Genomic DNA, 25,702 nt, shown 5'->3' on the forward strand with positions numbered 1-25,702 from the left:
ACTCGCTTCGACGCCCCCGATTTTCCCCGCTTCCTTTTCACCATTTCCCTTCTGATTCTCACATTGGAGTTTCCCATGACCACACCACGTATCGTCGTGGTCGGTGGCGGCGCGGGCGGACTCGAGCTGGCAACCCGACTGGGTCGCAAGCTCGGCAAGCGTCAGCGTGCCGACATCGTCCTCGTGGACCGCAACCCGACCCACATCTGGAAACCGCTGCTGCACGAGATCGCCACCGGCACCCTCGACTCCGGGCTCGATGAGGTCTCCTATCAGGGGCACTCGAAGAGCCACGGCTACCGATTTCAGCGCGGCACCCTGAGCGCCATCGACCGCGACAACCGGACCATTACCCTCGAGCCGATCCACGACCAGGACGATGCGGTCGTGCTGCCCGCGCGCCAGATCGAGTATGACTACCTGGTGCTTTCCGTCGGCAGCGTCTCCAACGACTTCGGCACCCCCGGCGTCGCCAGACACTGCCACTTCATCGACAGCCCGCAGCAGGCGGAGAGCTTCCGGCGCAACATGCTCAATACCTTCCTGCGCTACAGCGACCCGGAGCGCCGAACGCATCCCAAGCTGACCGTCGGCCTGGTCGGGGCGGGCGCGACCGGCGTCGAACTGGCCGCCGAACTCTTCGGCGCGTCACGCATGCTGCACAGCTACGGCTTCACGGCCATGGACAGCGGCAAGCTCGAGGTGCACCTGATCGAGGCCGCGCCGCGCATTCTGCCCGCCCTGCCCGAGCGCATCAGCCGCGCCGTGCACGGCGAGCTCGAACGGCTCGGCGTCAAGATCCATGTCGATACGCGCGTGACAGAAGCCAACGCCAACGGCTTCATCACCGCGGACGGCGAACCGCTGGAGACGGATCTAAGCGTCTGGGCGGCGGGCATCCGGGCGCCCGAATTCCTGTCGGAACTGGGACTGGCCACCGAGCGCAACCATCAGGTCAAGGTCAACCAGACACTGCAGAGCCTGGACGATGAGCGCATCTTCGCCTTCGGCGACTGCGCCTCCTGTCCCCAGCCCGACGACAAGCGTGTTCCTCCCCGCGCCCAGGCCGCGCATCAGCAGGCGACGCACTGCTACCACAACCTGCGTGCAGCCATGGATGGCAAACCGCTGAAGCCTTTCGTCTATCACGATCGAGGCTCGCTGATCTCGCTGGCGCACTTCGAGGCGGTCGGCAGCCTCATGCGCGGCGCGTCGGCGCGAAGCCTGTTCATCGAGGGCAGGCTGGCCAAGCTGTTCTACGCTTCTCTCTACCGTATGCATCAGATGGCCATTCACGGCATTTTCAAGACCGGCATGACCGTCGTCGTCGACGGCCTCAACCGCTATCTGCGGCCGAAGATGAAGCTGCACTGAGCAACAGTTGCACTGAACGCTGTGACCGCGAAGTTCCAGCAAGCGTGAAGCGCCATCAAATACGATAGCCAGCGAATTCGAAACGTCAGCGGAGAGATCACATGGAACGTTTCTACAATGCCCCCGGCGATGTCGTCGACGAGGTTCTGCGGACGACGGCGGCGACCGCCCCGCTGCGCATCGCCGAACCGGACAGCGGCCTGCGCATCCTGATCCGCCGGGATTGGGACAGAACGGAACAGGGACGCCGCCAGGTCGCGGTGCTCTCCGGCGGCGGCGCCGGCCATGAACCGGCCCACGCCGGTTATATCGGCGAAGGCATGTTGACCGGCGCCATCTCCGGCAGCCTGTTCGCGTCGCCCAGCGTCGAAGCGGTGCTGGCGGCAATCCGTGAAGTCTGCGGCGACGCCGGCTGCCTGCTGGTGGTCAAGAACTACACCGGCGACCGCCTCAATTTCGGCCTTGCCGCCGAGCGTGCCCGCAGCGAGGGCCTGAATGTCGCCATGGTGATCGTCGCCGACGATATCGCCATCGAGAACGCGCCGCAGCCGCGCGGCATCGCCGGCACCGTGCTGGTCCACAAGCTGGCCGGCTACCTGGCGAGCCAGGAGACACCCCTCGATGCCATCCGCGAACGTGCCGAGGCGCTGTGTCGGCGCATGGGATCACTGGGCATGGCGCTGAGCGCAGCGGCACAGCCGGGCCAGCCCGCCGCCGACCGCTCGCCGGAACTGGGCCTGGGCATTCATAACGAGACCGGCACGAGGCAGGTCGACCCGAAGAGTGCCGACGAGGCGATGAGCCTGGTTCTGGATCCCCTGCGCAACGCGCTGTCCGACCGCAAGCTCACCGGCCCCTGGATCGCGATGCTCAACGATCTGGGCAGCTGCTCCACCCAGGAAATGGGTGTGCTGGCCGCCAGCCTGCTGCGCCAGTTGGGCGTCGAGCAGGTCGTGCACCTGATTGGCCCGGCGCCGCTGATGACCTCACTGGACATGCACGGCTTTTCGCTCACTCTGCTGCCGGCGGATGACGACACCGTCACGGCGTTGTCGGCACCGACGACGGCACCAGGCTGGCCCGGACTGCGCGCCACGCAGAGGCCTCCGCACTTCTCGCCGGACACCCGCCAGGATCACGAAGCGCTGGCCGACGACGCGCCGCAGGACGCCGACACCGTCGCGACGCTCGAGCGGATCATCGATACCCTGCGCCAGGCACGTGAAGAACTCGATGCTCTGGATGCCAGGAGCGGCGATGGCGACGCCGGCGCCAGCATGCAAAGCGGCGCTGATTCGATCGCCAGAGCGCTCGAAGCCAAACGCCTGAACACCGCCGCCCTACCGCTACTGTTCGCGGGCGTCGGCCAGTTGCTCTCAAGGGACATGGGCGGCTCCAGCGGCGTGCTGCTATCGATCCTGTTCACCGCAGCCGCCGGCTCGCTGGATCGCCGCGGCAAACTCGACGAGGCGCTGGCCGCCGGCGTGGAGAAAATGCAGGCCTACGGCGGTGCCAGGCCCGGCGACCGCACCATGCTCGATGCACTGATCCCGGCCATCGAATCGTTGCAGCGCGGCGAGTCGTTGGCCCAGGCTGCGCAGGCCGCTCGCGACGGCGCCCAGGCCACCGCCAGCCTGACCCGAGCCAACGCCGGCCGCTCAGCCTATGTGCCGGAAAGCGCACTCAAGGGTATCGTCGACCCCGGTGCCGAGGCCGTGGCAAGAGTGTTCGAGGCACTAAGCCATTCGGCCTCGTAGATCGCAGGAGGGCGCTACTGAAAAAGCCTACGCCATGTCCACTTGAATCGGCCACCTCGACGCCTCCGGGGCCGCGCTGAAAGACGAGGGGCAAGCCGGGTCTTGTGACATGGATGTCACAAGAGGCGCGCCCGGACAGGGATGTCCTTGCGCGCCGACCCGAAGCGCAGGCCATCGTCTTTCAGGGTTTCGCGGACCAGCGGCGTCAATCAAGAGGGGGAGCGCGAGGGGGCGAGCGTTAAGCCCCCTCGCAACCAGGAGCGGAACGGTCGTCGGTGCTGGAACAGTCGTAAGCTGAAAAAGCCGGAATGTGGCACTTTGCCAAATAGGGAGGCAGCCCTTCGGCTCCTCTCCACTTTTCAGACCTAGTCTTTGATCGGCTTGGGCCACCAATCCGGCAGCAATGCCTGCGATTCGCGCCGCGCGAATCGATCGTCCAGCAGGTGGATGACGCCTTCATCGGTGCCGGATCGGATCACCCGGCCCGCTGCCTGCACTACCTTCTGCATGCCGGGAAAGAAGTAGGCGTAATCGTAGCCGTGGCCGTAAAGCGCCTGCAGCCGCGCTCGCATCTGCTCGTTGACCGGGTTGACCTGCGGCAATCCCAGTGTTGCGACGAACGCGCCGATCAAACGGTCGCCGGGTAGATCGATACCCTCGCCGAAAATGCCGCCCAGCACGGCAAACCCCACCCCCTCCCCGTTCGCCTCGAACCGGCGCAGGAACGTCTCGCGGGCGTCATCGTCCATGCGCGATGCCTGACGCCAGATCGGAATCTCGGGGTGACGCTCGGCCAGCCGGTCGGCGACCTGCTCTAGGTAGGCGAAGCTGGAAAAGAACGCCAGGTAGTTACCGCGGCATGCTCGGAACTGAACGGCGATGCGATCCGCCAACGGTGTCAGCGATGCCTCGCGATCGGCATACCGCGTCGACAGCCGCGCGGCAATGCGAACCTCGAGCTGCGAATCCCGAAACGGCGAGGCCAGCGACATCCAGGGCGCATCGTCGGGCACGCCCAGCAGATCACGGTAGTAGGCTTCCGGCGCCAGCGTGGCGGAAAACAGCGTACCGCCCTGGGCGGCGGCAAAGCGCGGCGTCAGGAACGGCGCGGGCACCACGTTGCGCAGCGTCACCCGGGCCCCAGCCAGGCGCTGCCGCCCCCGCGGCGCCTGCCGCGACACATCGCAGATCGAGTGATCGCCGAAGACATCGGCTACCCGACAGAAGTGCTGGGCATCGAAAGCAAAGCGCTGCAGCTCGCTATCGAGCGCGATCGGCTGTTCGCTCTGATACTCGACCACCTGTGAAACGGCCTGCTGCAACGCACCGATCAGCTTGCCCGGCAGCGTCTCCAGAACCCGATAGTCCGATTCGCTGTCGTTAGCCAGCGCACGCCACGCGGACGCCACCCGCGAGAATGGCCGCTTGAGCGGAGCAGGCAGGGTCGGCTTCAGGCGCCGGAACGCCGCGTGATCGAGCGTCGCGCTGTACATGCCGCGCCCGCGTTCGACCAGATTGTGGGCCTCGTCGACGAGCAGACCGACCCGCCATTGCTGCTGCTGGCTCAGCGCGTAAAGCATGGCGTGGAAATCGAACCAGTAGTTGACGTCGCCGATGACGACATCGGCCCAGCGCGCCATTTCCTGGCCCAGATAGTAAGGGCAGATTTCGTGGGCAAGCGCGGTCTCCCGCAGGGCGGCGCGATCGAGCCAGCCGCGTTCGACCGCCGCCTTGCGCGCGGCGGGCAGGCGATCGTAGAAACCCGCCGCCAGCGGGCAGGATTCGCCGTGACACGCCTTGTCGGGATGCTCGCAACTCTTGTCGCGGGACGTGAGCGTCAGCACGCGCAGCGGGACGGCCTGGACTTCACCCAATCGGCTATCGCCCGACCTGGAATCGTTCGGCTCGGCATCGCCCGACCCGATATCGCCCGACCCGATATCGCCCGACCCGATATCGTCCGGCTCGAGATGATCCGGTTCCGGATTTTGGCGTTGCCGCTGCACGGCGCCCAGGGTGCGCAGCGCGTCGAGGGCGAGCCGCTGGCCGGTATTACGCGCCGTCAGGAAGAAGATCTTGTCCAGCGGCTCGCCCGGCATCGCCTTGAGCATCGGAAACAGCGTGCCTAGCGTCTTGCCAATGCCGGTAGGCGCCTGCAGCATCAGCCAGCGCCGGGTATGAATCGCCTTGTAGACGGATTCCGCCAGCGGCCGCTGACCCTCGCGAAACCCGGCATAAGGAAACCGCAGCGCCTGCAATGCGCGATCGCGCCGCCGCCGATGGGCCAGCTCCTGCTGCGCCCAGGCCAGAAACGCCTGGCAATGAGCGTCGAACTCGGCGCGCAGCGCCTCGGCCGAACAGCGCTCGCTCAATGGCGTTTCGCGCTGGCTGACGATATCGAAATAGACGAGCGTCACCGTCAACTGATCCAGCCCGCGTTCGGCGCACAGCAGGTGGCCATACATCTTGGCCTGCGCCCAGTGCAGCGCCCGCTGGTTGGCCGGCTGGCGGGAAAGATCGCCGCGATGGGTCTTTATCTCTTCCAGCCGATTGGCGTCGGGATCGTAGCCATCGGCGCGGCCGCGCACCTCGAGGTGGCGATAGGTGCCATTCAAGGCGAGCTCGCGTTCGTAGCGCTCGCCCCGCCGCTCTCCGACGAGTTGATGGCCGGCGATACCTTCCTGTGCCGAAGGCGATGGCGTGAAGCGCAGATCGAGATCGCCGCGTTTGGCCGCGAATTCACACAGCGCACGGACAGCGATCCGATAGCTCAAGAAAGCGCTCCTGCCGTGGTGTCAGCGTCGCCCGCATCTACCGTCTCGCCGTCACAGGCCGCCCAGGTGACGTAGCAGACGCTGACCGGCATGTCGTGACGGGCACAGAACTGCAGCCAGCGTTTCTGGTTGTCCTGCAGGCGGTCTCCGGGCCCTTTCACTTCGATCATTCGATAAGCCGGCTCGGCGGCGCCACGCGCCCCTCGCGAAGCATCATCGCCTTCCGGCCAGAACTGGATCAGATCCGGCATCCCGGCCCGATTGGCGCGAACATCGTCGAGCAGACGCTCGAACCAGAGCCGGAGATGGCGCGCCGGAATGCAGTGCAGCGCCAGTTCCAGCGCCCGCTCGTCCAGCGCTTCCCAGAACACGAACGGTGACTGGATGCCCCACTTGTCGCGGTAGCGACGACGGATGATCTCGCCATGGTCACCCCGCTCGAGCGCAGCCAGGCATGCCTCGATGAGGTCGCGTCGACGGGTCCGAAAATCCGCCTCGAACAGATCCACCGGCCCGCTATGGAACGGATGGAAGAACGCGCCGGGCAGCGGCGCGAAGATCGCATCCCAGCACAGCAGGCCGAACAGCCCATTGACGAGCACGTTCTCGATATAGCAGACCGGCGCCTCGGCGCGGGAGAGGTGCCGGGCCACCGCCAGTTCGACGCTGGCCGAACGCGGCAGCACCAGATCGACACGCGGTGGTTCCGGTGCCTTCGTCCGCCTGCCTGAAGCCAGTCCCAGTTTGCGCCGCAGCCGCGGTATCACCCGCTCCAGCGCCTGGCTCTCCGCGGCATTGGTGGGCGCGGCTTCCGCCCGTTCGGCCAGCGCCAGCGCATCCGCCGTTGCCTGCTGCGCCTCGAGCACGCGAATTCGTCGCAGCCGCGCTTCCGGTGCCGAGCAATCCCGATAGAGATCCAGCGCCCGGCCAAGTTCGCCCTGGCGTTCGAGACGGTAGGCGAGCTTGTAGATCAACCGGCCTCTGCGACGCTCCAGCCAGTCGTTGTCGAACGCCACGCGAGGCACGTCGGGCAACAGCGATTCCAGCGACTCGTCGGCCTCGAAGCGCTCCCGGCAGCGGTGCAGATGATGGTAGGCCTCCAGCTCCTCGCGGCGCGAGAAGGCGCGGGAAGAAGCGTCCAGTTCGACGCGCTCGAAGCGATAGACACCGAGTTCCGAGAGCACGAATTCGGACCAGTGCTGACGCAGGTTGCCGAAGAACATCAGCCGGAAGCGCTCGCACATCGCGTCGACGGTCAGCCGATAGTGACGATCCCCGAGCGTCGGCAACCACTCGGCCAGCGGGCGGGGTTCGGGCGACGCCGCCTGCAACGCCGCCAGCCAGACACCCTTGCCCGCGCTCCTGCCGACGCCGAGTGCCAACAGCCCGTCGCCCATGTCGACGCCGATCTCCGCCCGGGTCGCCAGCGAAAACAGCGCTTCCAGCGACAGCGGTACATCTTCCTCGATCCAGCCGCACTCGATCAGCGGCCCAGCAGCGTCGACGCTATCGCCGATCTCGGCGTAGACCAGGCGACTGGCACGGAAATCGATGCCCTTGCGCATGACCATCCGCACCAGCAACGCCTGGGAAGGCTCCGGCACGCGCTCGAAGTCGGCGATGAAAGCGCCTTCGTCGGGACTCAGCAGGTCCGCGTAGCGGGACCTCAGCCAGTCGAGCACTTGGCGGAAGTTGGCAAGGTAATAGAGCGGGTCTTCGAGCGTCGGCAGCGCCATGGGCTCCCCAGCGTAGGACTCAAAAATACTGGGTAAGTATACAGATGACGCGACAGCGTTCGAAGCCCCGTGACGGGTCGAGACACTACTCGTCCAGCTCGGCCTTGAGTTCCTGCCACAGACGGCGATACGCGTGGGTCGCCCGGCTACGGGGCGCCAGGTCCGCCAGCGGTTGGTTTTCGAGACTCATTCGCTCGACGTCGCTGGAATAGGGGATCCAGCTGTGCAGCGTGCGCCCCATCGCGTCCGGGGGCGATTCGATCCACTCCCGGTGCAGGCGGCGCCGCCGATCGACCAGATTGAAAAAGGGGCAGACGCGCTCGCGCTGGCGCTTCTTGAGATCGAGATGCGCCAGCATGCGTGAAAATGCCTGTATCGACAGCGGACTGGGAATGGTCGGCACCAGGATGCGATCGGCGGCGCGGATCAGCTGTTCGGCCAGCATGGAAAGCCCCGGCGGGCAGTCCAGGATCATCAGCGCGTACTCTTCGCTGAACGGCGCGATCAGGCGCTTGAGATGCTTGCCGCCCTCTGCCTTGTCTTCGAGGATACGATCGAGTTCGCGCAGGCCCATGTCCGCCGGCAGCAGATCGAATCGTTCCCAAGGCGTGCGCTGAACCTGCTCTCCCAGCGGCGACTTGCCCGACAGCAGCTTGCCGACCTTGCGGCTCAAGCCGTTCTCGCCCCCCAGTATCCAGGTCGAGGCGCCCTGTGCATCGAGGTCCCACAGCAGCACCGGCAAACCATCGCGATTGGCTTCGCGGGCCAGGTTGACGGCCGCCGAGCTCTTGCCGACGCCGCCTTTGAGATTGTGCAGTGCCACCACTTTCATGATCGAAGTGTTCCCGGTCGATATCGAATGATGCCCGAGATTCTACGACCCTGCGGATCCCCGAGAGATGACAATCTGATGACAAAACGATGACGGCCGCTGCCGCTCGATCCAGCGCCGCTTGGCATCGGCGCTCAGCCGCTTGATCGCCGCTTCGAGCTTGAGCGCGTCGCTGCGAGTGCCGACCGCCTGCGCGTGGCGCAAGGTCAACGGTCCCTTGCCGCGCAGCGCCCGCGCGCCCCGGCCGCGGGCGTGCTGCTCGAATCGCCGAGCGACATCGGTGGTAATGCCGGTGTAGAGCGCCCCGTTCGCCATCTCGATGAGATAGAGGTACCACTGGCGCGGCTCGCTATCGGTCGCTACCGCCTCGTTCGACGACATGCCGGCTCAGTTCCCGGCGAGCGCCGAGCGCATCTTGTCGATCACGCTGTCGTAGCGATGGGGGTCGTCGAGGCTGCGCGCCTTGAAGATCGCCGAGCCGGCGACGAAGGTATCCGCCCCCGCTTCGGCAATCTCGGCAATGTTGTCCGGGCCGACGCCGCCGTCGACCTCCAGCCGAATCGGTAACCCGCTGGCGTCGATGCGCCGGCGCGCCTCGCGGAGTTTGTCCAGCGCGGCGGGGATGAAGGACTGGCCGCCGAAGCCGGGGTTGACGCTCATGATCAGGATCATGTCGACCTTGTCCATGACGTAGTCCAGGTAGGAGAGCGGCGTCGCCGGATTGAAGACAAGCCCGGCCTTGCAGCCGTGGCTGCGAATGAGCTGCAGCGAGCGGTCGACATGTTCCGAGGCTTCCGGATGGAACGTCACGTAGCTGGCGCCGGCGTCGATGAAATCGCCGATCAGGCGATCCACCGGCTTGACCATCAGGTGGCAGTCGATCGGCGCGGTGATGCCGTGCTTGCGCAGCGCCTCGCACACCATCGGCCCCATCGTCAGGTTGGGCACGTAATGGTTGTCCATGACATCGAAATGGATGATGTCGGCCCCCGACGCCAGCACGTCCTCGACCTCCTGTCCCAGACAGGCGAAGTTGGCGGAGAGAATGGAGGGTGCGATCTTGAAGTCATGCATGAAAGAATCCTTATGCAGGCTGGCCGTTGGCGCTCATTCTAGCGCACGCATCGCCACCTTTGGCCGATCCGGACGCAAAACCGCCTCGCCGGCATGGCCGGCGAGGCATTGAGCATCGACTGTTTCTATACTGCTCTAGGTCTTGGCTGAATCGACCTTGGTCACATGGCATGATTCGGCCGTATCACAACAACACTCATTGGGGACACGTCATGCCTGGCTTCCACCCTTTCATGCTGCCTGCTCGCCGAGCAGTGGCCTTGTCTCTCGTCTGCCTGACAACTGTGTTATCGACTCTCGTCCCGACACCGACGCATGCCCAGTCGGCGATCCTCGAAGGGGAGCGATTCCACCCCCAGCTCGGCGAGCACGGCATGGTCGCCACCAGCCATTACCTGGCCTCTCAGATCGCCCACGATGTCTTGGCCGATGGCGGCAATGCCGTCGATGCCGCCGTGACCGCCGGCTTCGCGCTGGCAGTGACCCAACCCCGATCGGGCAACATCGGCGGTGGCGGCTTCATGCTGATTTCGGACGAGAAGAGCAATGAGGTCATCGCCATCGACTACCGCGAAAAGGCCCCGGCGGCAGCCTACGAGACCATGTTCCAGAACGAACAGGGTGAGGCCGTCTCCGAGCTTTCCCGCTACACCCACAACGCCTCCGGCGTGCCCGGCACCGTGGCCGGCCTGGCATTGGCGCTGGATAAGTACGGCACCATGAGTCTCGCCGAGGCGCTGGCGCCCGCGATCAAGCTGGCGGATGAAGGCTTCATCATTCCGCCGCGATTCGCCGAAGGTCTCGAACAGTCCCAGCAACGGCTCAAGCAGTGGGATTCGACGCGCAAGGTGTTCTACAAGCCGGACGGCTCCCTGTATCGCGCCGGCGAGCGATTCCGCCAACCCGACCTGGCCGCGACGCTCGAGCGCATCTCCAAGAACGGCCCGCGGGAGTTTTACGAAGGCAAGACGGCGCGACTGATCACGGCCGAGATGCAGAACCATGGTGGCCTGATGACGGCAGAGGATCTGGCTGGCTACCAGCCGACGATTCGCGAGCCGGTACATGGCACCTACCGCGGCTACGACGTCTACGCCATGAGCCCGCCCTCTTCCGGCGGCGCGCATATCGTGCAGATGCTCAACATGCTCGAGGGTTACGACATTCACGCCATGGGCTTCAATTCCGCACGCACGATCCACGTCATGAGCGAGGCGATGAAACGCGCCTATGCCGACCGGGCCAAATATCTCGGCGACACCGACTTCGTCGACGTGCCGCTCGCCGGCATCACCTCGAAGGCCTATGCCGAGGAACTACGAGCGCAGATCGATCTCGACCGCGCCACGCCCAGCAGCGAGATCGCCGCCGGCAACCCGCTGCCGTACGAGTCCAACGAGACCACCCACTTCTCGATTGCCGACGACAGCGGCCTGGCGGTCTCCAATACCTATACCATCAACTTCAGCTACGGCTCGGGCATCGTCGTCGACGGCGCCGGCTTTTTGCTCAACAACGAGATGGATGACTTCTCGGCCAAGCCGGGCACGCCCAATGCCTACGGCCTGATCGGCGGTGAAGCCAACAGGATCGAACCCGAGAAGCGCATGCTCTCCTCGATGACCCCGACCATCGTCAAGAAGGATGGCAGGAACTTCCTCGTGACCGGGAGCCCCGGCGGCTCGCGCATCATCACCACCACGCTGCAGGTGGTGATGAACGTTATCGATCACGGCATGAACATCCAGAGTGCCGTCAGCGCGCCGCGCATTCACGATCAGTGGCTGCCGGACGAGATCCGCATCGAGGATGGCATCAGCCCGGACACGATCGCCCTGCTCGAGGCGATGGGACACACCGTCAGCCAGCAGGAGGCGATGGGCGCGGCGCAGTCGATCCTGATCGAGGACGATGGCACCTTCACCGGCGGCGCCGACCCGCGGCGTTCGACCTCCTCGGCGATGGGTCTATGAGCCGGTATCTGCGATCCGAAGGCGACCGACATGCCGTCGCCCACCGACGGTGACCCAGGCTGATTCGTGCGGGGAGACCGATGCCGATTGTCATCATTGCCATCGCCGAGTGGTTCGGCACCGCGCTGTGGTTCACGCCCAACGCCGTCATCGGCGATCTCCAGCGGACGTGGGGGCTCGCCACCGGCGATCTGGGCTGGCTCACCGGTGCGGTGCAGTTCGGGTTCCTGCTGGGGACGCTCGGCCTGGGCCTCAGCGGCCTTGCCGATCGCACTCGAGCCAGCCGACTGTTCGCCCTGGCATGTCTGGTCGGCGCGCTTTCCAACGCCCTGCTGCCTTATGCCGGTGGCCTGTGGCCAGCGGTCGGATTGCGCCTGGTCACCGGGCTGTCGCTGGCCGGCATCTACCCCATCGGCATGAAACTGATGGTGGGCTGGGCTCCTGGCCGAGCGGGGCTAGGGTTGGCGTGGCTGGTCGGCATGCTGGTGCTGGGCACCGCGATGCCCCACCTGCTGGCCGGCCTCGGCTGGAGTGGGGGCGGACTCATAGATCAGAGCGGCGGCGGCTCGGCGAGAGAAAGCGGCGACTGGCGGCTGACGCTATGGATCGCATCACTGCTCGCCCTGCTGGCCGGCGTCTCCATATGGCGGCTGGGCGACGCCCCTTCCCTTGCTCGGGCTTCCACTCCGACGCCATCACGTCTGGCCGGGCTGGCGGCCTTTCGCATCGCCGATTTTCGCCGTGCTGCCGGCGCCTACTTCGGCCATATGTGGGAGCTCTATACGCTCTGGACACTGATCCCGTTGCTGCTGATCGGGGATAACCCCTCGCTCTCTCCCCAGGCGCTATCGATGCTGTCGTTCGCCCTGATCGCGGTCGGCGCTCCCGGCTGCTGGCTCGGCGGCTGGCTGAGTCAGCATCTGGGCAGTCGCCGGGTCGCGATCCTGGGGCTGGCCGGCTCGGCGATAGGCTGCCTGCTCTATCCTTGGCTCGCTCCGCACCTCGGTTTCGCTGCGCTGGTGGCGTATCTGGCAGCGTGGAGCCTGCTCGCGGTGATCGATTCACCGCAGTTTTCCGCGCTCTCCGCCAGCGCTTGCCCCGCCGCGCTGATTGGCAGTGCCCTGACGCTGCAGAACGCGATCGGGTTCGCGATCTCCGCGGTCTCGATCGGTCTGCTGGTGCCATGGCTACCCGCCCTCGAGGCAACGATCGCCTGGTGGCTACTTCCCGGTCCGCTGCTGGGGCTGCTTGCTCTCCGCCGACTCGGCAGGCCTGCTCGCGTCGAACCGTAGGCACAGCGTCTGCCGCGCCTGAGCAACCTGAGCTCAAGAACATCTGGGCTTATAGAGTTACCGAGCAAATTAATAATTAAACGTTCTATAGAAACGAATTGTCATTCCATTCTGATTTATTTAGCCTTGCCGCCATTACCAATAAATCCTAGGGGACTGACTCATGACCTGGTTTTCCAAGCCTCGCTCGCTGTTCACCGCATCCGCCGTCGGGTTGGCGTTGACTTTCGGCGCTCTGTCGCCCGCGCAGGCTCAGGAAGAACCGCGTGAGCTGCTCAACTCCTCCTATGACATCGCTCGCGAACTGTTCGCCGCGGTGAACCCGAAGTTCATCGACTGGTGGCAGGCCCAGCACGACGAAACCGTCAGCGTGAAGCAGTCCCATGGCGGCTCCTCGACGCAGGCTCGTTCGATCATGCAGGGGCTGCGTGCCGACGTGGTGACCTTCAACCAGGTGACCGACGTCAACGTGCTGGCAGACGCCGGCCTGGTCGCCGAGGATTGGCAGGATCGCTACCCGAACCAGGCGTCGCCCTACTACTCCACGACCGCCTTCCTGGTGCGCAAGGGCAACCCCAAGCAGATCGAGAACTGGGATGACCTGGCGCGGGACGATGTCTCTCTCGTCTTCCCCAATCCCAAGACTTCGGGTAACGGCCGCTACACCTATCTCGCCGCCTGGGCCTATGCCGACCAGGCTTTCGATGGCGATCAGGACAAGATCGAAGATTACATGAGCACGTTCCTCGGCAACGTCGAGGTGTTCGACACCGGCGGCCGCGGCGCCACCACGACATTCGTCGAGCGCGGTATCGGCGACGTGCTGATCACCTTCGAGTCCGAGGTCAACAACATCCGTAACGAATACGGCAAGGACGACTACGAAGTGGTAGTACCGCCGGTCAGCATCCTGGCAGAGTTCCCGGTGGCCGTGGTCGACGAATACGCCGAGCGCAACGGCAACGAGGACCTGGCCAAGGGCTACCTGGACTACCTCTACACCGAGGAAGCGCAGCGCCTGCTGGCCGGGTTCAACTACCGCGTCAACGACGAGAAGGTGGCCGAGGAGTTCAGCGGCCAGTTCCCGAAAACCGAACTGCTGCGCGTCGAAGACGTCTTTGGCGGCTGGCCCGAGGCGATGGAAACGCATTTCTCGAGCGGCGGTGAACTGGATCAGCTTCAGCGCCGATGATCGCACATGCTCTGACCTGGCGCCGCGAACGCCGAGTGCTGCCCGGCTTCGGCCTCTCGCTCGGCATCTCGCTGACCTTCGTCTCGCTGATTCTGCTGCTGCCCCTGACCAGTCTGGTGGGGCAGCTCTCGCAGTTGAGCTGGTCGCAGTACTGGTTTTTGATCACGGATCCGCGCCTGCTGGCAAGCTATGGCGTGACGCTCTTCGGCGCCGCGGTGGCAGCTATCTTCAACGCCGCGTTCGGGCTGCTGATGGCGTGGGTGCTGGTGCGCTACGAGTTCCCCGGCAAGCGCCTGGTCGATGCGCTGATGGACCTGCCGTTCGCCCTGCCGACGGCGGTGGCGGGGATCACGCTGGCGACGCTCTACTCCAGTAACGGCTGGATCGGACGACTGCTGGAGCCGCTGGGCATTTCTATCTCCTACACCTGGATCGGGATCGCCCTGGCGATGGCCTTTACCAGCATCCCGTTCGTGGTTCGCACCGTGCAGCCGGTACTGGAAGATCTCCCCGCCGAAGTGGACGAAGCCGCGATGACGCTCGGCGCCAGCGATAGCCTCGCGTTCCGCCGGGTGATCCTGCCCTACCTGTGGCCGGCGCTGGTCACCGGTACCGGGCTCGCCTTCGTGCGTTCGCTCGGCGAGTTCGGCGCCGTGATCTTCATTGCCGGCGGCAAGCCCTACGAAACCGAGATCACCTCGCTGATGATCTTCGTCAAGCTGCAGGAGTACGACTACGCCGGTGCCTCGGCGGTCGCTTCGATCGTTCTCGCCACCTCGCTTGCGCTGCTGCTGGCGATCAATCTGTGGCAAGGCCGCTTCATCAAACGACTGCACGGAGGGCGCGGCTGATGATACGGATCGGTGACGCACCGCGTGTCCGCCGTCTGCTGATCGGGGCCGCCCTGGTGCTGACGGCGCTGTTCCTGCTGCTGCCGCTGGTGGCGATCTTCGCCCAGGCGTTGATGAGCGGCATCGATGTCTACTGGCAGAACCTGAGCGACGACTACACGCTTGCCGCCATCGGCCTGACGCTGCTGGTCGCCGTGATCACCGTGCCGGTCAATCTGGTCTTCGGGGTGTTTCTGGCCTGGCTGGTGACGCGCTTCGATTTCCCCGGCCGGCGCCTGCTGCAGACGCTGATCGATATTCCGTTTGCCGTCTCGCCGGTGGTCGCCGGCCTGGTCTACCTGCTGCTCTACGGGCGAAACGGCTGGCTCGGCGGCTGGCTCGATGCTCACGATATCCAGATCATGTTCGCCTGGCCGGGCATCGTGCTGGTCACGCTGTTCGTCACCTGCCCGTTCGTTGCCCGCGAGCTGATTCCGCTGATGCAGGCGCAAGGCTCCCGCGAGGAAGAAGCAGCCGTGACGCTGGGCGCTTCCGGCTGGACGATTTTCCGTCGCGTGACGCTGCCGAACATTCGCCATGCCCTGCTCTACGGCGTGATCCTGACCAACGCCCGCGCGGTCGGCGAGTTCGGCGCGGTCTCGGTGGTCGCCGGGGCGATTCGCGGCGAAACCAATACCCTGCCGCTGCAGGTCGAACAGCTCTATCAGGACTACAACACCGTGGGTGCCTTCACCAGTGCATCGCTGCTGGCACTGCTGGCGCTGCTGACGCTGGCCGCCAAGGCCGCACTCGAATGGCGCGCTGCGCGCCGGGAGACCGCGACATGAGTATCCGCATCTCGCAGATCGAAAAGACCTATGGTTACAAGGGACACGGTTCCAAGGGCCATGGCCGGACCCGCGCCCTCGAACCCATCGATCTCGATATCCACGATGGCGAACTGATCGGCCTGCTCGGCCCCTCCGGCTCCGGCAAGACCACGCTGTTGCGTATCGTGGCCGGGCTGGAACAGGCCGACAGCGGCTCGATCCATTTCGGCGATCGTGACGTGACCCGGGTGCACGTGCGCGACCGGCGCATCGGCTTCGTGTTCCAGCATTATGCCCTGTTTCGCCACATGAGCGTGTTCGACAACGTCGCTTTCGGGCTGACTGCCATGCCGAGGGCCACGCGGCCCTCCAGCGGCGAGATCCGCTCGCGGGTCATGCAACTGCTGGAAATGGTCCGGCTGCAGGATTTCGCCGAGCGTTTCCCGGCCCAGCTCTCCGGCGGGCAACAGCAGCGCGTATCGCTGGCGCGGGCGCTGGCGTTGAAGCCCGACGTGCTGCTGCTCGACGAGCCGTTCGGCGCGCTGGATGCCAAGGTACGCCAGGAGCTGCGCCGCTGGCTGCGCCATCTCCACGAGGAGCTTCACTTCACCAGCCTGTTCGTGACCCACGACCAGGAAGAGGCGCTGGAACTGTCGGATCGGGTGGTGGTGATGAGCAACGGCCGGATCGAACAGATCGCGACGCCGGATACCCTCTATCGCCAACCCGCCAATCGCTTCGTGTTCGAGTTCCTCGGTGACGTCAACCGGATCGAGGGCGATATCGAGAAGGAAGTCCTCACCTGCGGCAACGCGCGGGTGGCGGTGCCCGGCATCGAGAATGGTCGCCAGGAACTGCTGCTGCGACCCCATGAGGTCCGCCTGGACGAGCAGCCCAGCACCCGCGCGCACTTGCCGGTCAGCGTCACGGCCGTCGTGCCGGTAGGCGCCGAAGTTCGCCTCGAGCTGGAAGCGGACTGGCTGGGCGAGCCGTGGCTGGCCACGATCAGCCATGCGGATTTCGAACGCCTGGCGATCACCCGTGGCAAACGGCTCTTCGCCCAGCCCAGCCGTCTGCATCGCTTCGATACCTCACGACCACAGACACTGGCACCGCTGTCGGCCTCATGAGGCGGCAGCCGGGTCAAGGCCTTAGGGGTCTTCGTCGCATTCCGGAAACTCGCGACCGACGTCTATAATGGTCGCGCCGTTTCCACGACTCGAGAGGTTCACTGTTATGCGTCAATGGTTTGCGTTCAAAGGCCTGGCCGTACTGCTATTGCTCGGCCTGCTGGCGGCCTGTGCCCAGAGCCCCCAGATTCTGTCCGTGAGTCCCAAGGTCAGCGGCGGTTTTCCGCATACCGGCAACGGCCAGTCGGTCTCGCTGGAAGTGGTCGACGGACGCGACAGCAGCGTCATCGGCACGCGCTCGGGCAGCCCGTCGGCAACGTCGACGATTACCGTCGAGGCCAACGATGTCATTCCCAAGATCCGTGTCCAGGCGGAAAACGCCCTGCGCAGCATGGGGTTCAACCCGACCAGCAGCAACGCCGGCGGCCCTTCGCTGACCCTGACACTGACCGATCTGGCCTACGCCCGCGGTACCGCTGAGCAGCCGCTGCTGGACGCCTCCCAGCTCCAGGCGATCATCCAGGCGGAAGTGGTCAATGGCGGCAACACCTATACCGGTCGCTACACCGCCAAGCGCTCCCAGAGCTACGCCGTGAAGCCGGACTGGGATACCAACAACCGCATGGTAAGCGAACTGTTGGGTAACGCCCTGGATCGCACCTTCCGCGATCAGCAACTGGCCAATCTGCTGGCCCGCTGATCTCTCCCGGAAGTGTCCACCGAACGCGAAGAACCGCCTGCCACNNGTGGCAGGCGGTTCTCTCGTTCCGGGCTTCAGGATAGCGGCTTTAGGTAGCTTGGGGCGACGCCGCACGGGCCCACGACCGGACGACACCTCGGTAGCCACTAGAGCGGCGGGCCCCGCCTCACCAACTGCCACACGCTTTCGGTCAGGCCATCTCTGGCCTCCGATACCTCGCACAGCGTCAGCTCGAAATTGGGGGCCATCAGCGCCCTGACTTCCTCGTGCGGAACGCTGAACGGCGGGCCGCGCTCCGGGTCGTCATGGGTCAGGGTGACCAGCAGGCCGCGCTTGCCCGGCAACAGCAGTTGCGCCAGATGGTGAGCGTAGCGCTGGCGCGTCGCCGGTGGCAGCGCAATGAGGGCGGCACGATCGTAGAAGCCCGTCAGCTCGGCCGCTTCATCCACCTGAAAGTGGAAGAAGTCGCCACACCACAGCTCGACGCTCCCCTGCCGCGTGCACTCGAACCCGGATCGGCGGTAGCGAAGCGCGGGCTGATCGCCTTCCGCCACGAACTGCTCGATCGCCAGGGGCGACAGCTCGACTCCCAGTACCGGATTACCGCGCTGGACCAGCCAGCGCATGTCCCGACTCTTGCCGCACAACGGCACCAGGATCTTGGCGCCGGCGTCCAGCCCGAGTCGCGGCCAGTGCCTTTCCAGCGCCGGGTGCGGCATCTCGCGATGAAACCCGATGCGTCCTTCCTGCCAGCGCTGCAACCAATCCGCGGCGGTCATCACGACTCCTCAGGCAGGCTCAGAACCAGCGGTCGCGCTTGCGCCGGCGGCGCGGCAGATGCGGCACGATCAGGCCGACGATCAGCCCCGCGCCAGCCACCCCGCCGCCATACATGAAGTAGCGCATCAGCAGATCTTCTTCCTGGGTATCCAGACGCGCCTGCATCTCGCGCATCTTGCTCTCCGCCTGAGAATAGGCCTGATTGAGCTGATTATTGGTGGCCTGCAGCTCGTCGACCTGCGTCTGACGGCCTTCCAGTTCGTTGCGCATGTCGGCCACCCGCTGATTCCACTCGTCATCGATGCCATCGAGCCGCGTGGTCAGTTCGTCCACCTTCTTCTGGAGCGCCGGCAGTTGCTGCTGGGCGCTGGGTTGGTCCTGGATGAACTGGGACTGCACCCATACCTCGTCGCCGTCGGGGCCGCGCACCTGCGTATAGTCGCCCTGGGTCTGCAGCACGGTAACGGGATCACCACTGGTGAGCGTTCCCACGATGCGGTAGCCGTCGGTGGGGCCACTGCGCACGAACGTAGTCAATGAATCACTGACCCAGTGGCCATCCTGAGCCACGGCGGAGGCGGAAAACAGGGCCGCGCCCAAGGCGCAACCCATGACTGCATTTCGAATTTTCAACATATCGTCGTGATCTTAAATGGCTAGTCGGTAACGGTTGGGCATTTCATGCTCATGTGACGATGAACTGGGCGACGATGAGACCGCGCATCGCTTCCTGCGAGGGCGGTGATTCAATCATCCACACTTTCTGTGGATAACCATTTGGACAACCTGCGCAGCGATCATGCCATTCACCGGCTGCTTCGGCATTGACGACAAATTGGTGAAAATCTGACCAATCCGTCATTTTCTAACCTCGTTCCACCCATCGGCCGGTCGGTATCGGCCACTCTAACCGGCTCGTTTCAGCCATCGTCCCGCGGTGGCCAGGCCATCGGCCGCGGGAACTCGGTGACATTGCCCTCGGCCTTCACGGCCTTGGCTACGCCGCCGCGCTCGACTTCGTCGATCCGCACGATGGCGCTGTAGGGAATATAACTGCGATTGACCCCATCGAACGTGCGCCGAAGCTTCTCCGCACCGGGGTCGACGACCACCTTGGTCTGATCCTCGAACACAAAGGCCTCGACTTCGATGAACCCCCACAGGTCGCTTTGAAAGATCTCTCTGGCGTAGAGTTCCCAAACTTCACCTTGGTTGTGGAACACGACCCGATAGATCGGCTTGCTGGGCATAAATGAACGGCTCTCTCGATATCATTGCCACGCAGCCGGTTCGTCCTGTCCGCGAACGCGGCATCATGGCGTCTCAAATAGGCGCAAGGGTACCACAGCCATGGCGCCGTGCGAGCGGCACGGGTTGGCTGTATGGCCTCATCCCCCGTATAATGCCGCGTTCTCGAGAAGGCCTGAACGGCGCGCACACTGGCTGGGCGCCGTCTTTCCTGTCTCTCCTCTTCAGTTTTTCCACGGGGCATCGGTGACGCGCGCATGGCCGCAGCAACGCAACCTATGACGAAGAAGCTCTTCATCAAGACTCACGGCTGTCAGATGAACGAGTACGACTCCGCCCGTATCGCGGATCTGCTCGGCGAATCTCATCGTCTGGAAATGACCGATGACGAAAGTGAAGCCGACGTCATTCTGCTCAACACCTGTTCGATTCGCGAAAAGGCGCAGGAAAAGGTCTTCCACCAGCTCGGTCGCTGGAAGAAGCTGAAAGCCGCGAACCCGGATCTGGTCATCGGTGTCGGCGGCTGCGTCGCCAGCCAGGAAGGCGAGAACATTCGCAAGCGCGCGCCTCATGTCGACATGGTGTTCGGCCCGCAGACGCTGCATCGGCTTCCCACCATGCTGGATGCCCGCAGCAAGAGCGCGACACCGATCCAGACCGTGGACGTGACCTTTCCCGAGATCGAGAAATTCGATCATCTGCCCAAGCCGAAATCCGACGGCGCGACCGCGTTCGTCTCGGTGATGGAAGGCTGCTCCAAGTACTGCACCTTCTGTGTCGTGCCCTACACTCGCGGCGAAGAGGTATCGCGCCCCTTCGAGTCGGTAATGGAAGAAGTCGTTCACCTGGCCGAACAGGGCGTGCGCGAAATCAACCTGCTGGGCCAGAACGTCAACGCGTATCGCGGCCTGGACGAGAGCGGCGACGAAATCGATCTGGCGGAACTGATCGCCTGCGTGGCGGCGGTGGACGGCATCGATCGCATTCGCTTCACCACTTCGCACCCGGTCGAGTTCACCGACAGCCTGATCGAGGCCTACGGCGAGATTCCGGAGCTGGTCAGCCACCTGCACCTGCCGGTGCAGTCGGGCTCGGATCGCATTCTTGCTGCCATGAAGCGCGGCCACGGCCGGGACATGTACATCGACAAGCTCGAGCGCATCCGGGCGCTGCGTCCGGACATCAGCTTCTCCTCGGACTTCATCATCGGCTTCCCCGGCGAGACCGACGAGGACTTCGAAGACACCATGGACCTGATCCATCGCATCGGCTTCGATGCCTCGTTCAGCTTCATCTATTCCAAGCGTCCCGGCACGCCGGCGTCCAGCCTGCCGGACGACACTCCCGTGGAGACGAAAAAGCAGCGCCTGGCGATCCTGCAGGATCGGCTCAACCAGCAGACGCAGCAGATCAGTCGCCGCATGGTGGGGAACCGGGAGCGGATTCTGGTCACCGGCTTCTCGCCCAAGGATCCGGGGCAGCTTTCCGGGCGTACCGAAAACAACCGTGTCGTCAATTTCCGGGCCGAAGATCCGACGTCGCTGATCGGCTATTTCGTCGACGTCACCATCACCGAAGCCCTGCCCAATTCACTGCGTGGCGAGCTGGTATCCGCCGACCGCTATTGAGTTAGCGCCAATCGCCCTCATCTAGCCTGACGCAAGGCGAGGCGCTCCGTGCCTCGCCTTGCTCCGCCAGACTGATTCGCGTTCGATACGCGGGAGAGCCTGTCGGAACCAGGTGCAGGTTAATCCCGGTCATTGCCTCGACAGGAAGCGGCGCAGTAAGCTGGCGATAAGTTTTCAAGTTGCACCTTTTTCCAAGCCAACTTTTTCAAACCAACGGATCTCTTTGCGTTGACCCAAGACCAACAGTCTGACAGCCGCGTCGTGTCCCTGACACTCGAACCCAACGATCCCATGCGCCTGGCCAATCTCTGCGGCCAGCGCGACGAACACCTGAAGCTGGTCGAGGCCCGCCTCGGCGTGACGCTGCGCAATCGCGGCAACGTCTTCCAGCTTGCGGGCCCGGATGCCAGCGTCAAGGCAGCGGCCAACGTGCTCGAACACCTCTACCGCGAGACCGAAGCCGACGAGCTGACGCCGGATACAGTGCATCTCTATCTTCAGGAGTCCGGCGTCGAGGCGCTGGAAGAGGAAACCGGCGACATCGAAGCCGGCGGCCTGCTCATCCGGACGCCGCGAACGCTGATCAAGCCCCGCGGCTTCAACCAGCAGGGTTATGTCGCCAGCATCCGCCGCCACGACATCAATTTCGGTATCGGCCCGGCGGGCACCGGCAAGACCTATCTGGCGGTCGCGGCGGCGGTCGAGGCGCTCAATCGTCAGGAAGTCAGACGCATCCTGCTGGTACGTCCGGCCGTCGAGGCCGGCGAGAAGCTCGGCTTCCTGCCGGGCGATCTGGCGCAGAAGATCGATCCTTACCTGCGCCCACTCTACGACGCGCTCTACGAGATGCTGGGCTTCGAGCACGTCAACAAGCTGATCGAACGCCAGATCATCGAGATCGCCCCGCTGGCCTACATGCGCGGGCGGACGCTCAACAATGCCTTCATCATTCTCGACGAGAGCCAGAACACCACGCGCGAGCAGATGAAGATGTTCCTGACCCGTATCGGCTTCGGCTCGACGGCGGTGATCACCGGCGATGCGACCCAGGTCGACCTGCCCCGTGGCTCGAGCTCCGGCCTGATTCATGTGCTCGAAGTGCTGCGCGACACGGCCGGCATCGGGATTACCCAGTTTGCACCCAAGGACGTCGTTCGCCATCCGCTGGTGCAGCGCATCATCGAAGCCTACGACATCCACGAGGCAACCGAGGAAGCGGCCCAGCGCCAGCGCCGGGAAGACCGTCGTCAGGCACGCCTCGACGCGGAATCCCAGCGGGATCAAGGCGAATCATGAGTCCCGAGATCGACCGTCAGATTGCCGTCGGCACCGAGGCCGAAGCCGCCCTTCCGACACAGGCGGAGCTGGAAGCCTGGGTCGGTGCCGTGCTCGACCAGGAAGGCGATGGCCGCCACGAGTTAACGATCCGCTTCGTCGAGCGGGACGAGAGCCAGCAGCTCAATCGCGACTATCGCGGCAAGGACAAGCCGACCAACGTGCTCTCCTTTCCCTTCGAGACGCCGCCCGGAATCGAGCTTCCCCTGCTCGGCGATCTGGTGATCTGCCACGACATCGTGGTGCGCGAAGCGCAGGAACAGCACAAGTCGACCCAGGCGCACTACGCCCATCTGGTAATACACGGTTGCTTGCATTTGCTCGGCCATGACCATATAGATGATCAGGAAGCCGAGCAGATGGAAGCGCTGGAAAGAACGCTGCTCACCCAGTTTGGCATCACGGACCCCTATCGTGTCACCGATCCGGAACCCGATGTCTAGACGCCGACCCACGACGCTAACATTCATCGCCATGCCGACACCGACGAGACCTTCCTGCCCTGCCTGGAACGAGGGCCGGGAAGGATCAAGCGAGACCCCGAGCTTGACGGCCGAACAGCCTGACGAGCCTCCGCCTAGCCGCTCCCGGATTGCGGACGGCCCCCTTCGGACATCGACCATCGATTCAACACATGCTGTTATCGAGCCCCCGTCTAGTACGGTGCGGCCACGCGCGCGGGCGTCATGCCGGCGCGCCATCGTTTTCCCCTTCCGTGCGTCATCCGAGGACAAGAGACCACAGTCATGAGCGAAGACCGATCGAGTAGCCAGAACAGTCGATCCTGGCTGGATAAACTCATCAGTACCTTCTCTAGCGATTTCGATGAACCCAGCTCCCGCGAAGAGCTGCTCACCTTTCTGCGCGAGGCCGGCCCTAGGCTGAACCTCGATCAGGATGCGCTGACCATCATCGAAGGTGCCTTCCAGATCAGCGACCAGCAGGTGCGCGAGGTAATGATTCCGCGCTCTCAGGTCACCGCGATCAACGTGACGCAGCGCCCGGAAGATTGCCTGCCGATCATCCTGGAAACCGCACACTCCCGTTACCCGGTCATCGACGACAACCTCGATGACGTCATCGGCATTCTGCTGGTCAAGGATCTGCTGCCGCTGCTGAAGGGCAATCCCCAGGAGCGCGAGGCGTTCGAGCTGCGCGATGTGCTGCGCCCGGCGATGTTCGTTCCCGAGTCCAAACGCCTCAACAGCCTGCTCAAGGAGTTCCGCGACACCCACAATCACATGGCGATCGTGGTCGACGAGTACGGCGGCACAGCCGGCATCGTCACCATCGAGGACATCCTCGAGCAGATCGTCGGCGATATCGAGGACGAGCATGACACCGACGAGGAAGAGGACATTCGCGACATGGGCGACGGCACCTATGCCGTCCGCGCGCTGACGCCGATCGAGGACTTCAACGAGCATTTCGACACGGCCTTCTCCGACGACGAGTTCGATACCGTCGGCGGCTTGATCATGCAGCGCTTTGGCCACCTGCCCGGTCGCAACGAACATACCGATCTCGGCGAGTGGCGATTCACCGTCCTCAATGCCGATAATCGACGCATCCGCCTGCTGCAGGCCAGGCCGGTGCCGGCCGAGGTCGAAAGCGACTCCCCGCGCCGTATCGAAAGCTGATCGATTCCGCCCTTCGGCTTGCAGGCACTTGACGCATTCGATCGGCAACTTTGATATAAGGGGCACTTTTCGCAAGGAGTGCCCCCGACATGCCGCAAGCCAAGCCGTTGATTTCCGCCCGTCGACCCTGGCCGGGCTATCTCGCTGCGCTGGTCGCCGGCGGGTTCTCCACGCTCACCTTCGCCCCCTTCCACCTCTGGTGGCTGGGTCCGGTCGCCGTGGCCCTGATGTATCTCGATCACCACCGCCTGAGCGTGGGTCAGGCCGCCCTGCGCGGCTGGCTGTTCGGCGTCGGGCTGTTCGGGACCGGCACCTCCTGGGTCTACGTCTCGATCCACGACTACGGCTATACCGGCGTGCCGCTGGCGCTGTTTCTGACCGCCTTGTTCGTCGCCACGCTGGCGCTGTTCCACGCGTTCATCTTCGGTCTCTACCGGCGGTTCACCTCACCCCGGCTCGCCTTCCTCAGCTTTGCCGGGGTCTGGGTGCTGGGCGAGGCTTTTCGTAGCTGGGCGTTCACCGGTTTCCCGTGGCTGTTGCTGGGCAGTGCCCATGTCGATTCGCCGCTGGCGCCCTGGGCACCCATCGGCGGTGTCTATCTGCTGTCGCTGATCGTCGCGCTCAGCGGCACGTTACTGGTCGAGTTCTGCCGTCGGCGCTGGTGGGCGGTCGCGCCCGTCGCCCTGCTGTGGCTGGTGCCGCTGGCCCTGCCCACCCACTGGACATCGCAGGCCGCCGATCCGCTGCGGGTCGCGCTGCTGCAGGGCAACCTGCCCCAGCTTTCCAAGTGGAGCGCCGAGGGCCAGCGCAACGCCGTCAACACCTACACCCGCATGACGCGCCAGCAACCCGACGATGTCGACATCATCGTGTGGCCGGAAACGGCACTGCCCATGTTCGAGCAGCAGGCGCGCCCGTTCATGGCTCGACTGCAGTCGACACTTCCCCCGGAGACGTCGCTGCTGACCGGCATCGTTCAGCGCGACGAGGCCGGGCGTTACTACAACGCCATCACGGGGGTGGGAGATGTCCGCGGCGAGTACCGCAAGAGCCATCTGGTGCCGTTCGGCGAATTCCTGCCGCTGGATTTCCTGCTGCGCGGCATCATCGACTTCTTCAATCTGCCGATGTCCGACTTCGCTGCCGGCGCCGATTCCCAGCCGCCGATCCTCACTCATCGCGTCGCCATCGGCAGCGCCATCTGCTACGAGATCGTCTATCCCGACCTGGTCGCGGAGCGCGCGCGCGATGCCAACGTGCTGCTGACGGTCTCCAACGATACCTGGTTCGGTCGCTCGATCGGCCCCCTTCAACATTTGCAGATGGCCCAACTGCGCGCGCTGGAGAACGGCCGCTACGTCATCCGGGCCACCAGCAACGGGGTGACCGCGATCATCGACGACCAGGGCCAGTTGCGGGAGCAGGCGCCGCAGTTCGAAACTGCCAGCGTGGTCGGCGATGTCGTCCCGATGACCGGGCTGACACCGTTCACGCGCACCGGTAGTTGGCCGACCTGGATATTGTCGTTGCTGTTGCTGGCCCCGGCACTGGTGTGGAAAGCCCGCCAGCCGACGTAG

At 64.5% G+C, this 25,702-nt stretch carries 23 protein-coding genes; 14 read left to right on the top strand and 9 right to left on the bottom strand.

Annotation, left to right across the window (positions count from 1 at the left end; all coding sequences use genetic code 11):
* Positions 1–75 precede the first annotated feature (75 nt).
* Both DOM32_RS08555 and DOM32_RS08560 read left to right on the top strand, forming a co-directional pair.
* A complete protein-coding gene (locus tag DOM32_RS08555; protein ID WP_071230391.1) occupies positions 76–1,374 on the top strand; it encodes an NAD(P)/FAD-dependent oxidoreductase in 1,299 nt (432 codons plus the stop codon).
* A 101-nt stretch (positions 1,375–1,475) separates the two neighbouring features.
* Positions 1,476–3,131 carry a dihydroxyacetone kinase subunit DhaK gene (locus DOM32_RS08560; protein WP_110633250.1) on the top strand — a complete coding sequence of 552 codons (1,656 nt, stop codon included), beginning with the start codon at positions 1,476–1,478 and terminating at the stop codon, positions 3,129–3,131.
* A 365-nt stretch (positions 3,132–3,496) separates the two neighbouring features.
* Here DOM32_RS08560 and DOM32_RS08565 read toward each other — a convergent pair whose 3' ends face one another.
* From DOM32_RS08565 to rpe, 5 genes are all read right to left on the bottom strand, one after another.
* Complete coding sequence (locus DOM32_RS08565) at positions 3,497–5,905, bottom strand: ATP-dependent DNA helicase (RefSeq protein ID WP_244179857.1); 2,409 nt, start codon at positions 5,903–5,905, stop codon at positions 3,497–3,499.
* Positions 5,902–7,641 carry a VRR-NUC domain-containing protein gene (locus DOM32_RS08570; RefSeq protein ID WP_110633253.1) on the bottom strand — a complete coding sequence of 580 codons (1,740 nt, stop codon included), beginning with the start codon at positions 7,639–7,641 and terminating at the stop codon, positions 5,902–5,904. The genes DOM32_RS08565 and DOM32_RS08570 overlap by 4 nt, the downstream gene beginning before the upstream one ends.
* Positions 7,642–7,726: 85 nt before the next feature.
* On the bottom strand, positions 7,727–8,473 hold the full coding sequence (locus DOM32_RS08575) for a ParA family protein (protein ID WP_110633255.1): 747 nt from the start codon (positions 8,471–8,473) through the stop codon (positions 7,727–7,729).
* Between the two features lie 42 nt (positions 8,474–8,515).
* Positions 8,516–8,854 carry a GIY-YIG nuclease family protein gene (locus DOM32_RS08580; protein WP_110633258.1) on the bottom strand — a complete coding sequence of 113 codons (339 nt, stop codon included), beginning with the start codon at positions 8,852–8,854 and terminating at the stop codon, positions 8,516–8,518.
* 6 nt (positions 8,855–8,860) lie between these two features.
* Positions 8,861–9,547 (bottom strand): ribulose-phosphate 3-epimerase, encoded by a 687-nt coding sequence (gene rpe / locus DOM32_RS08585; RefSeq protein ID WP_071230385.1) that lies wholly within the window; start codon positions 9,545–9,547, stop codon positions 8,861–8,863.
* 233 nt (positions 9,548–9,780) lie between these two features.
* On the opposite strand from rpe, the gene ggt reads away from it, so the two are divergent.
* The 7 genes from ggt to DOM32_RS08620 all read left to right on the top strand — a co-directional run bounded on the left by ggt (position 9,781) and on the right by DOM32_RS08620 (position 17,494).
* Positions 9,781–11,520, top strand: a complete 1,740-nt coding sequence (gene ggt / locus DOM32_RS08590) for a gamma-glutamyltransferase (RefSeq protein WP_110633438.1) — start codon at positions 9,781–9,783, stop codon at positions 11,518–11,520.
* Between the two features lie 80 nt (positions 11,521–11,600).
* On the top strand, positions 11,601–12,812 hold the full coding sequence (locus DOM32_RS08595) for an MFS transporter (protein ID WP_110633262.1): 1,212 nt from the start codon (positions 11,601–11,603) through the stop codon (positions 12,810–12,812).
* Positions 12,813–12,975: 163 nt separating this feature from the next.
* On the top strand, positions 12,976–14,004 hold the full coding sequence (gene cysP, locus DOM32_RS08600) for a thiosulfate ABC transporter substrate-binding protein CysP (RefSeq protein ID WP_110633265.1): 1,029 nt from the start codon (positions 12,976–12,978) through the stop codon (positions 14,002–14,004).
* A complete protein-coding gene (gene cysT, locus DOM32_RS08605; protein ID WP_071230382.1) occupies positions 14,001–14,855 on the top strand; it encodes a sulfate/thiosulfate ABC transporter permease CysT in 855 nt (284 codons plus the stop codon). Before cysP ends, cysT begins: the two co-directional genes overlap by 4 nt.
* Positions 14,855–15,682 carry a sulfate ABC transporter permease subunit CysW gene (gene cysW, locus DOM32_RS08610; RefSeq protein ID WP_035411899.1) on the top strand — a complete coding sequence of 276 codons (828 nt, stop codon included), beginning with the start codon at positions 14,855–14,857 and terminating at the stop codon, positions 15,680–15,682. Before cysT ends, cysW begins: the two co-directional genes overlap by 1 nt.
* The gene (locus DOM32_RS08615) at positions 15,679–16,794 is read left to right on the top strand and encodes a sulfate/molybdate ABC transporter ATP-binding protein (RefSeq protein ID WP_110633268.1); all 1,116 of its coding nucleotides are present in this window, start codon (positions 15,679–15,681) and stop codon (positions 16,792–16,794) included. The genes cysW and DOM32_RS08615 overlap by 4 nt, the downstream gene beginning before the upstream one ends.
* A gap of 106 nt (positions 16,795–16,900) precedes the next feature.
* Positions 16,901–17,494, top strand: coding sequence for a YajG family lipoprotein (locus tag DOM32_RS08620; RefSeq protein ID WP_071230379.1), 594 nt, complete (start codon positions 16,901–16,903; stop codon positions 17,492–17,494).
* A 146-nt stretch (positions 17,495–17,640) separates the two neighbouring features.
* On the opposite strand, the gene DOM32_RS08625 is transcribed toward DOM32_RS08620, so the two are convergent.
* Genes DOM32_RS08625 through DOM32_RS08635 form a run of 4 tightly spaced genes read right to left on the bottom strand, consistent with a single transcriptional unit; the run spans position 17,641 to position 19,524 of the window.
* Positions 17,641–18,273 (bottom strand): thiopurine S-methyltransferase, encoded by a 633-nt coding sequence (locus DOM32_RS08625; RefSeq protein WP_110633271.1) that lies wholly within the window; start codon positions 18,271–18,273, stop codon positions 17,641–17,643.
* A gap of 19 nt (positions 18,274–18,292) precedes the next feature.
* Positions 18,293–18,910, bottom strand: a complete 618-nt coding sequence (locus tag DOM32_RS08630) for a TIGR04211 family SH3 domain-containing protein (RefSeq protein ID WP_110633274.1) — start codon at positions 18,908–18,910, stop codon at positions 18,293–18,295.
* A 49-nt stretch (positions 18,911–18,959) separates the two neighbouring features.
* Positions 18,960–19,136, bottom strand: a complete 177-nt coding sequence (locus tag DOM32_RS17745) for a hypothetical protein (RefSeq protein ID WP_157957044.1) — start codon at positions 19,134–19,136, stop codon at positions 18,960–18,962.
* Between the two features lie 58 nt (positions 19,137–19,194).
* Positions 19,195–19,524, bottom strand: a complete 330-nt coding sequence (locus DOM32_RS08635; protein ID WP_071230376.1) for a DUF1820 family protein — start codon at positions 19,522–19,524, stop codon at positions 19,195–19,197.
* 276 nt (positions 19,525–19,800) lie between these two features.
* On the opposite strand from DOM32_RS08635, the gene miaB reads away from it, so the two are divergent.
* From miaB to lnt, 5 genes are all read left to right on the top strand, one after another.
* Positions 19,801–21,150: a tRNA (N6-isopentenyl adenosine(37)-C2)-methylthiotransferase MiaB gene (miaB, locus tag DOM32_RS08640; RefSeq protein WP_110633278.1), complete on the top strand. Its 1,350-nt coding sequence runs from the start codon at positions 19,801–19,803 to the stop codon at positions 21,148–21,150.
* Between the two features lie 291 nt (positions 21,151–21,441).
* Complete coding sequence (locus DOM32_RS08645; RefSeq protein WP_083387181.1) at positions 21,442–22,446, top strand: PhoH family protein; 1,005 nt, start codon at positions 21,442–21,444, stop codon at positions 22,444–22,446.
* The gene (gene ybeY, locus DOM32_RS08650) at positions 22,443–22,928 is read left to right on the top strand and encodes an rRNA maturation RNase YbeY (RefSeq protein WP_071230373.1); all 486 of its coding nucleotides are present in this window, start codon (positions 22,443–22,445) and stop codon (positions 22,926–22,928) included. Before DOM32_RS08645 ends, ybeY begins: the two co-directional genes overlap by 4 nt.
* Positions 22,929–23,231: 303 nt before the next feature.
* Positions 23,232–24,125, top strand: coding sequence for an HlyC/CorC family transporter (locus DOM32_RS08655; RefSeq protein ID WP_071230372.1), 894 nt, complete (start codon positions 23,232–23,234; stop codon positions 24,123–24,125).
* An 89-nt stretch (positions 24,126–24,214) separates the two neighbouring features.
* Positions 24,215–25,702 carry an apolipoprotein N-acyltransferase gene (gene lnt / locus DOM32_RS08660; protein WP_071230371.1) on the top strand — a complete coding sequence of 496 codons (1,488 nt, stop codon included), beginning with the start codon at positions 24,215–24,217 and terminating at the stop codon, positions 25,700–25,702.

Origin of the sequence: Salinicola salarius, assembly GCF_003206135.1 — a bacterium.
In the GTDB taxonomy this organism is placed as follows: domain Bacteria; phylum Pseudomonadota; class Gammaproteobacteria; order Pseudomonadales; family Halomonadaceae; genus Salinicola; species Salinicola salarius.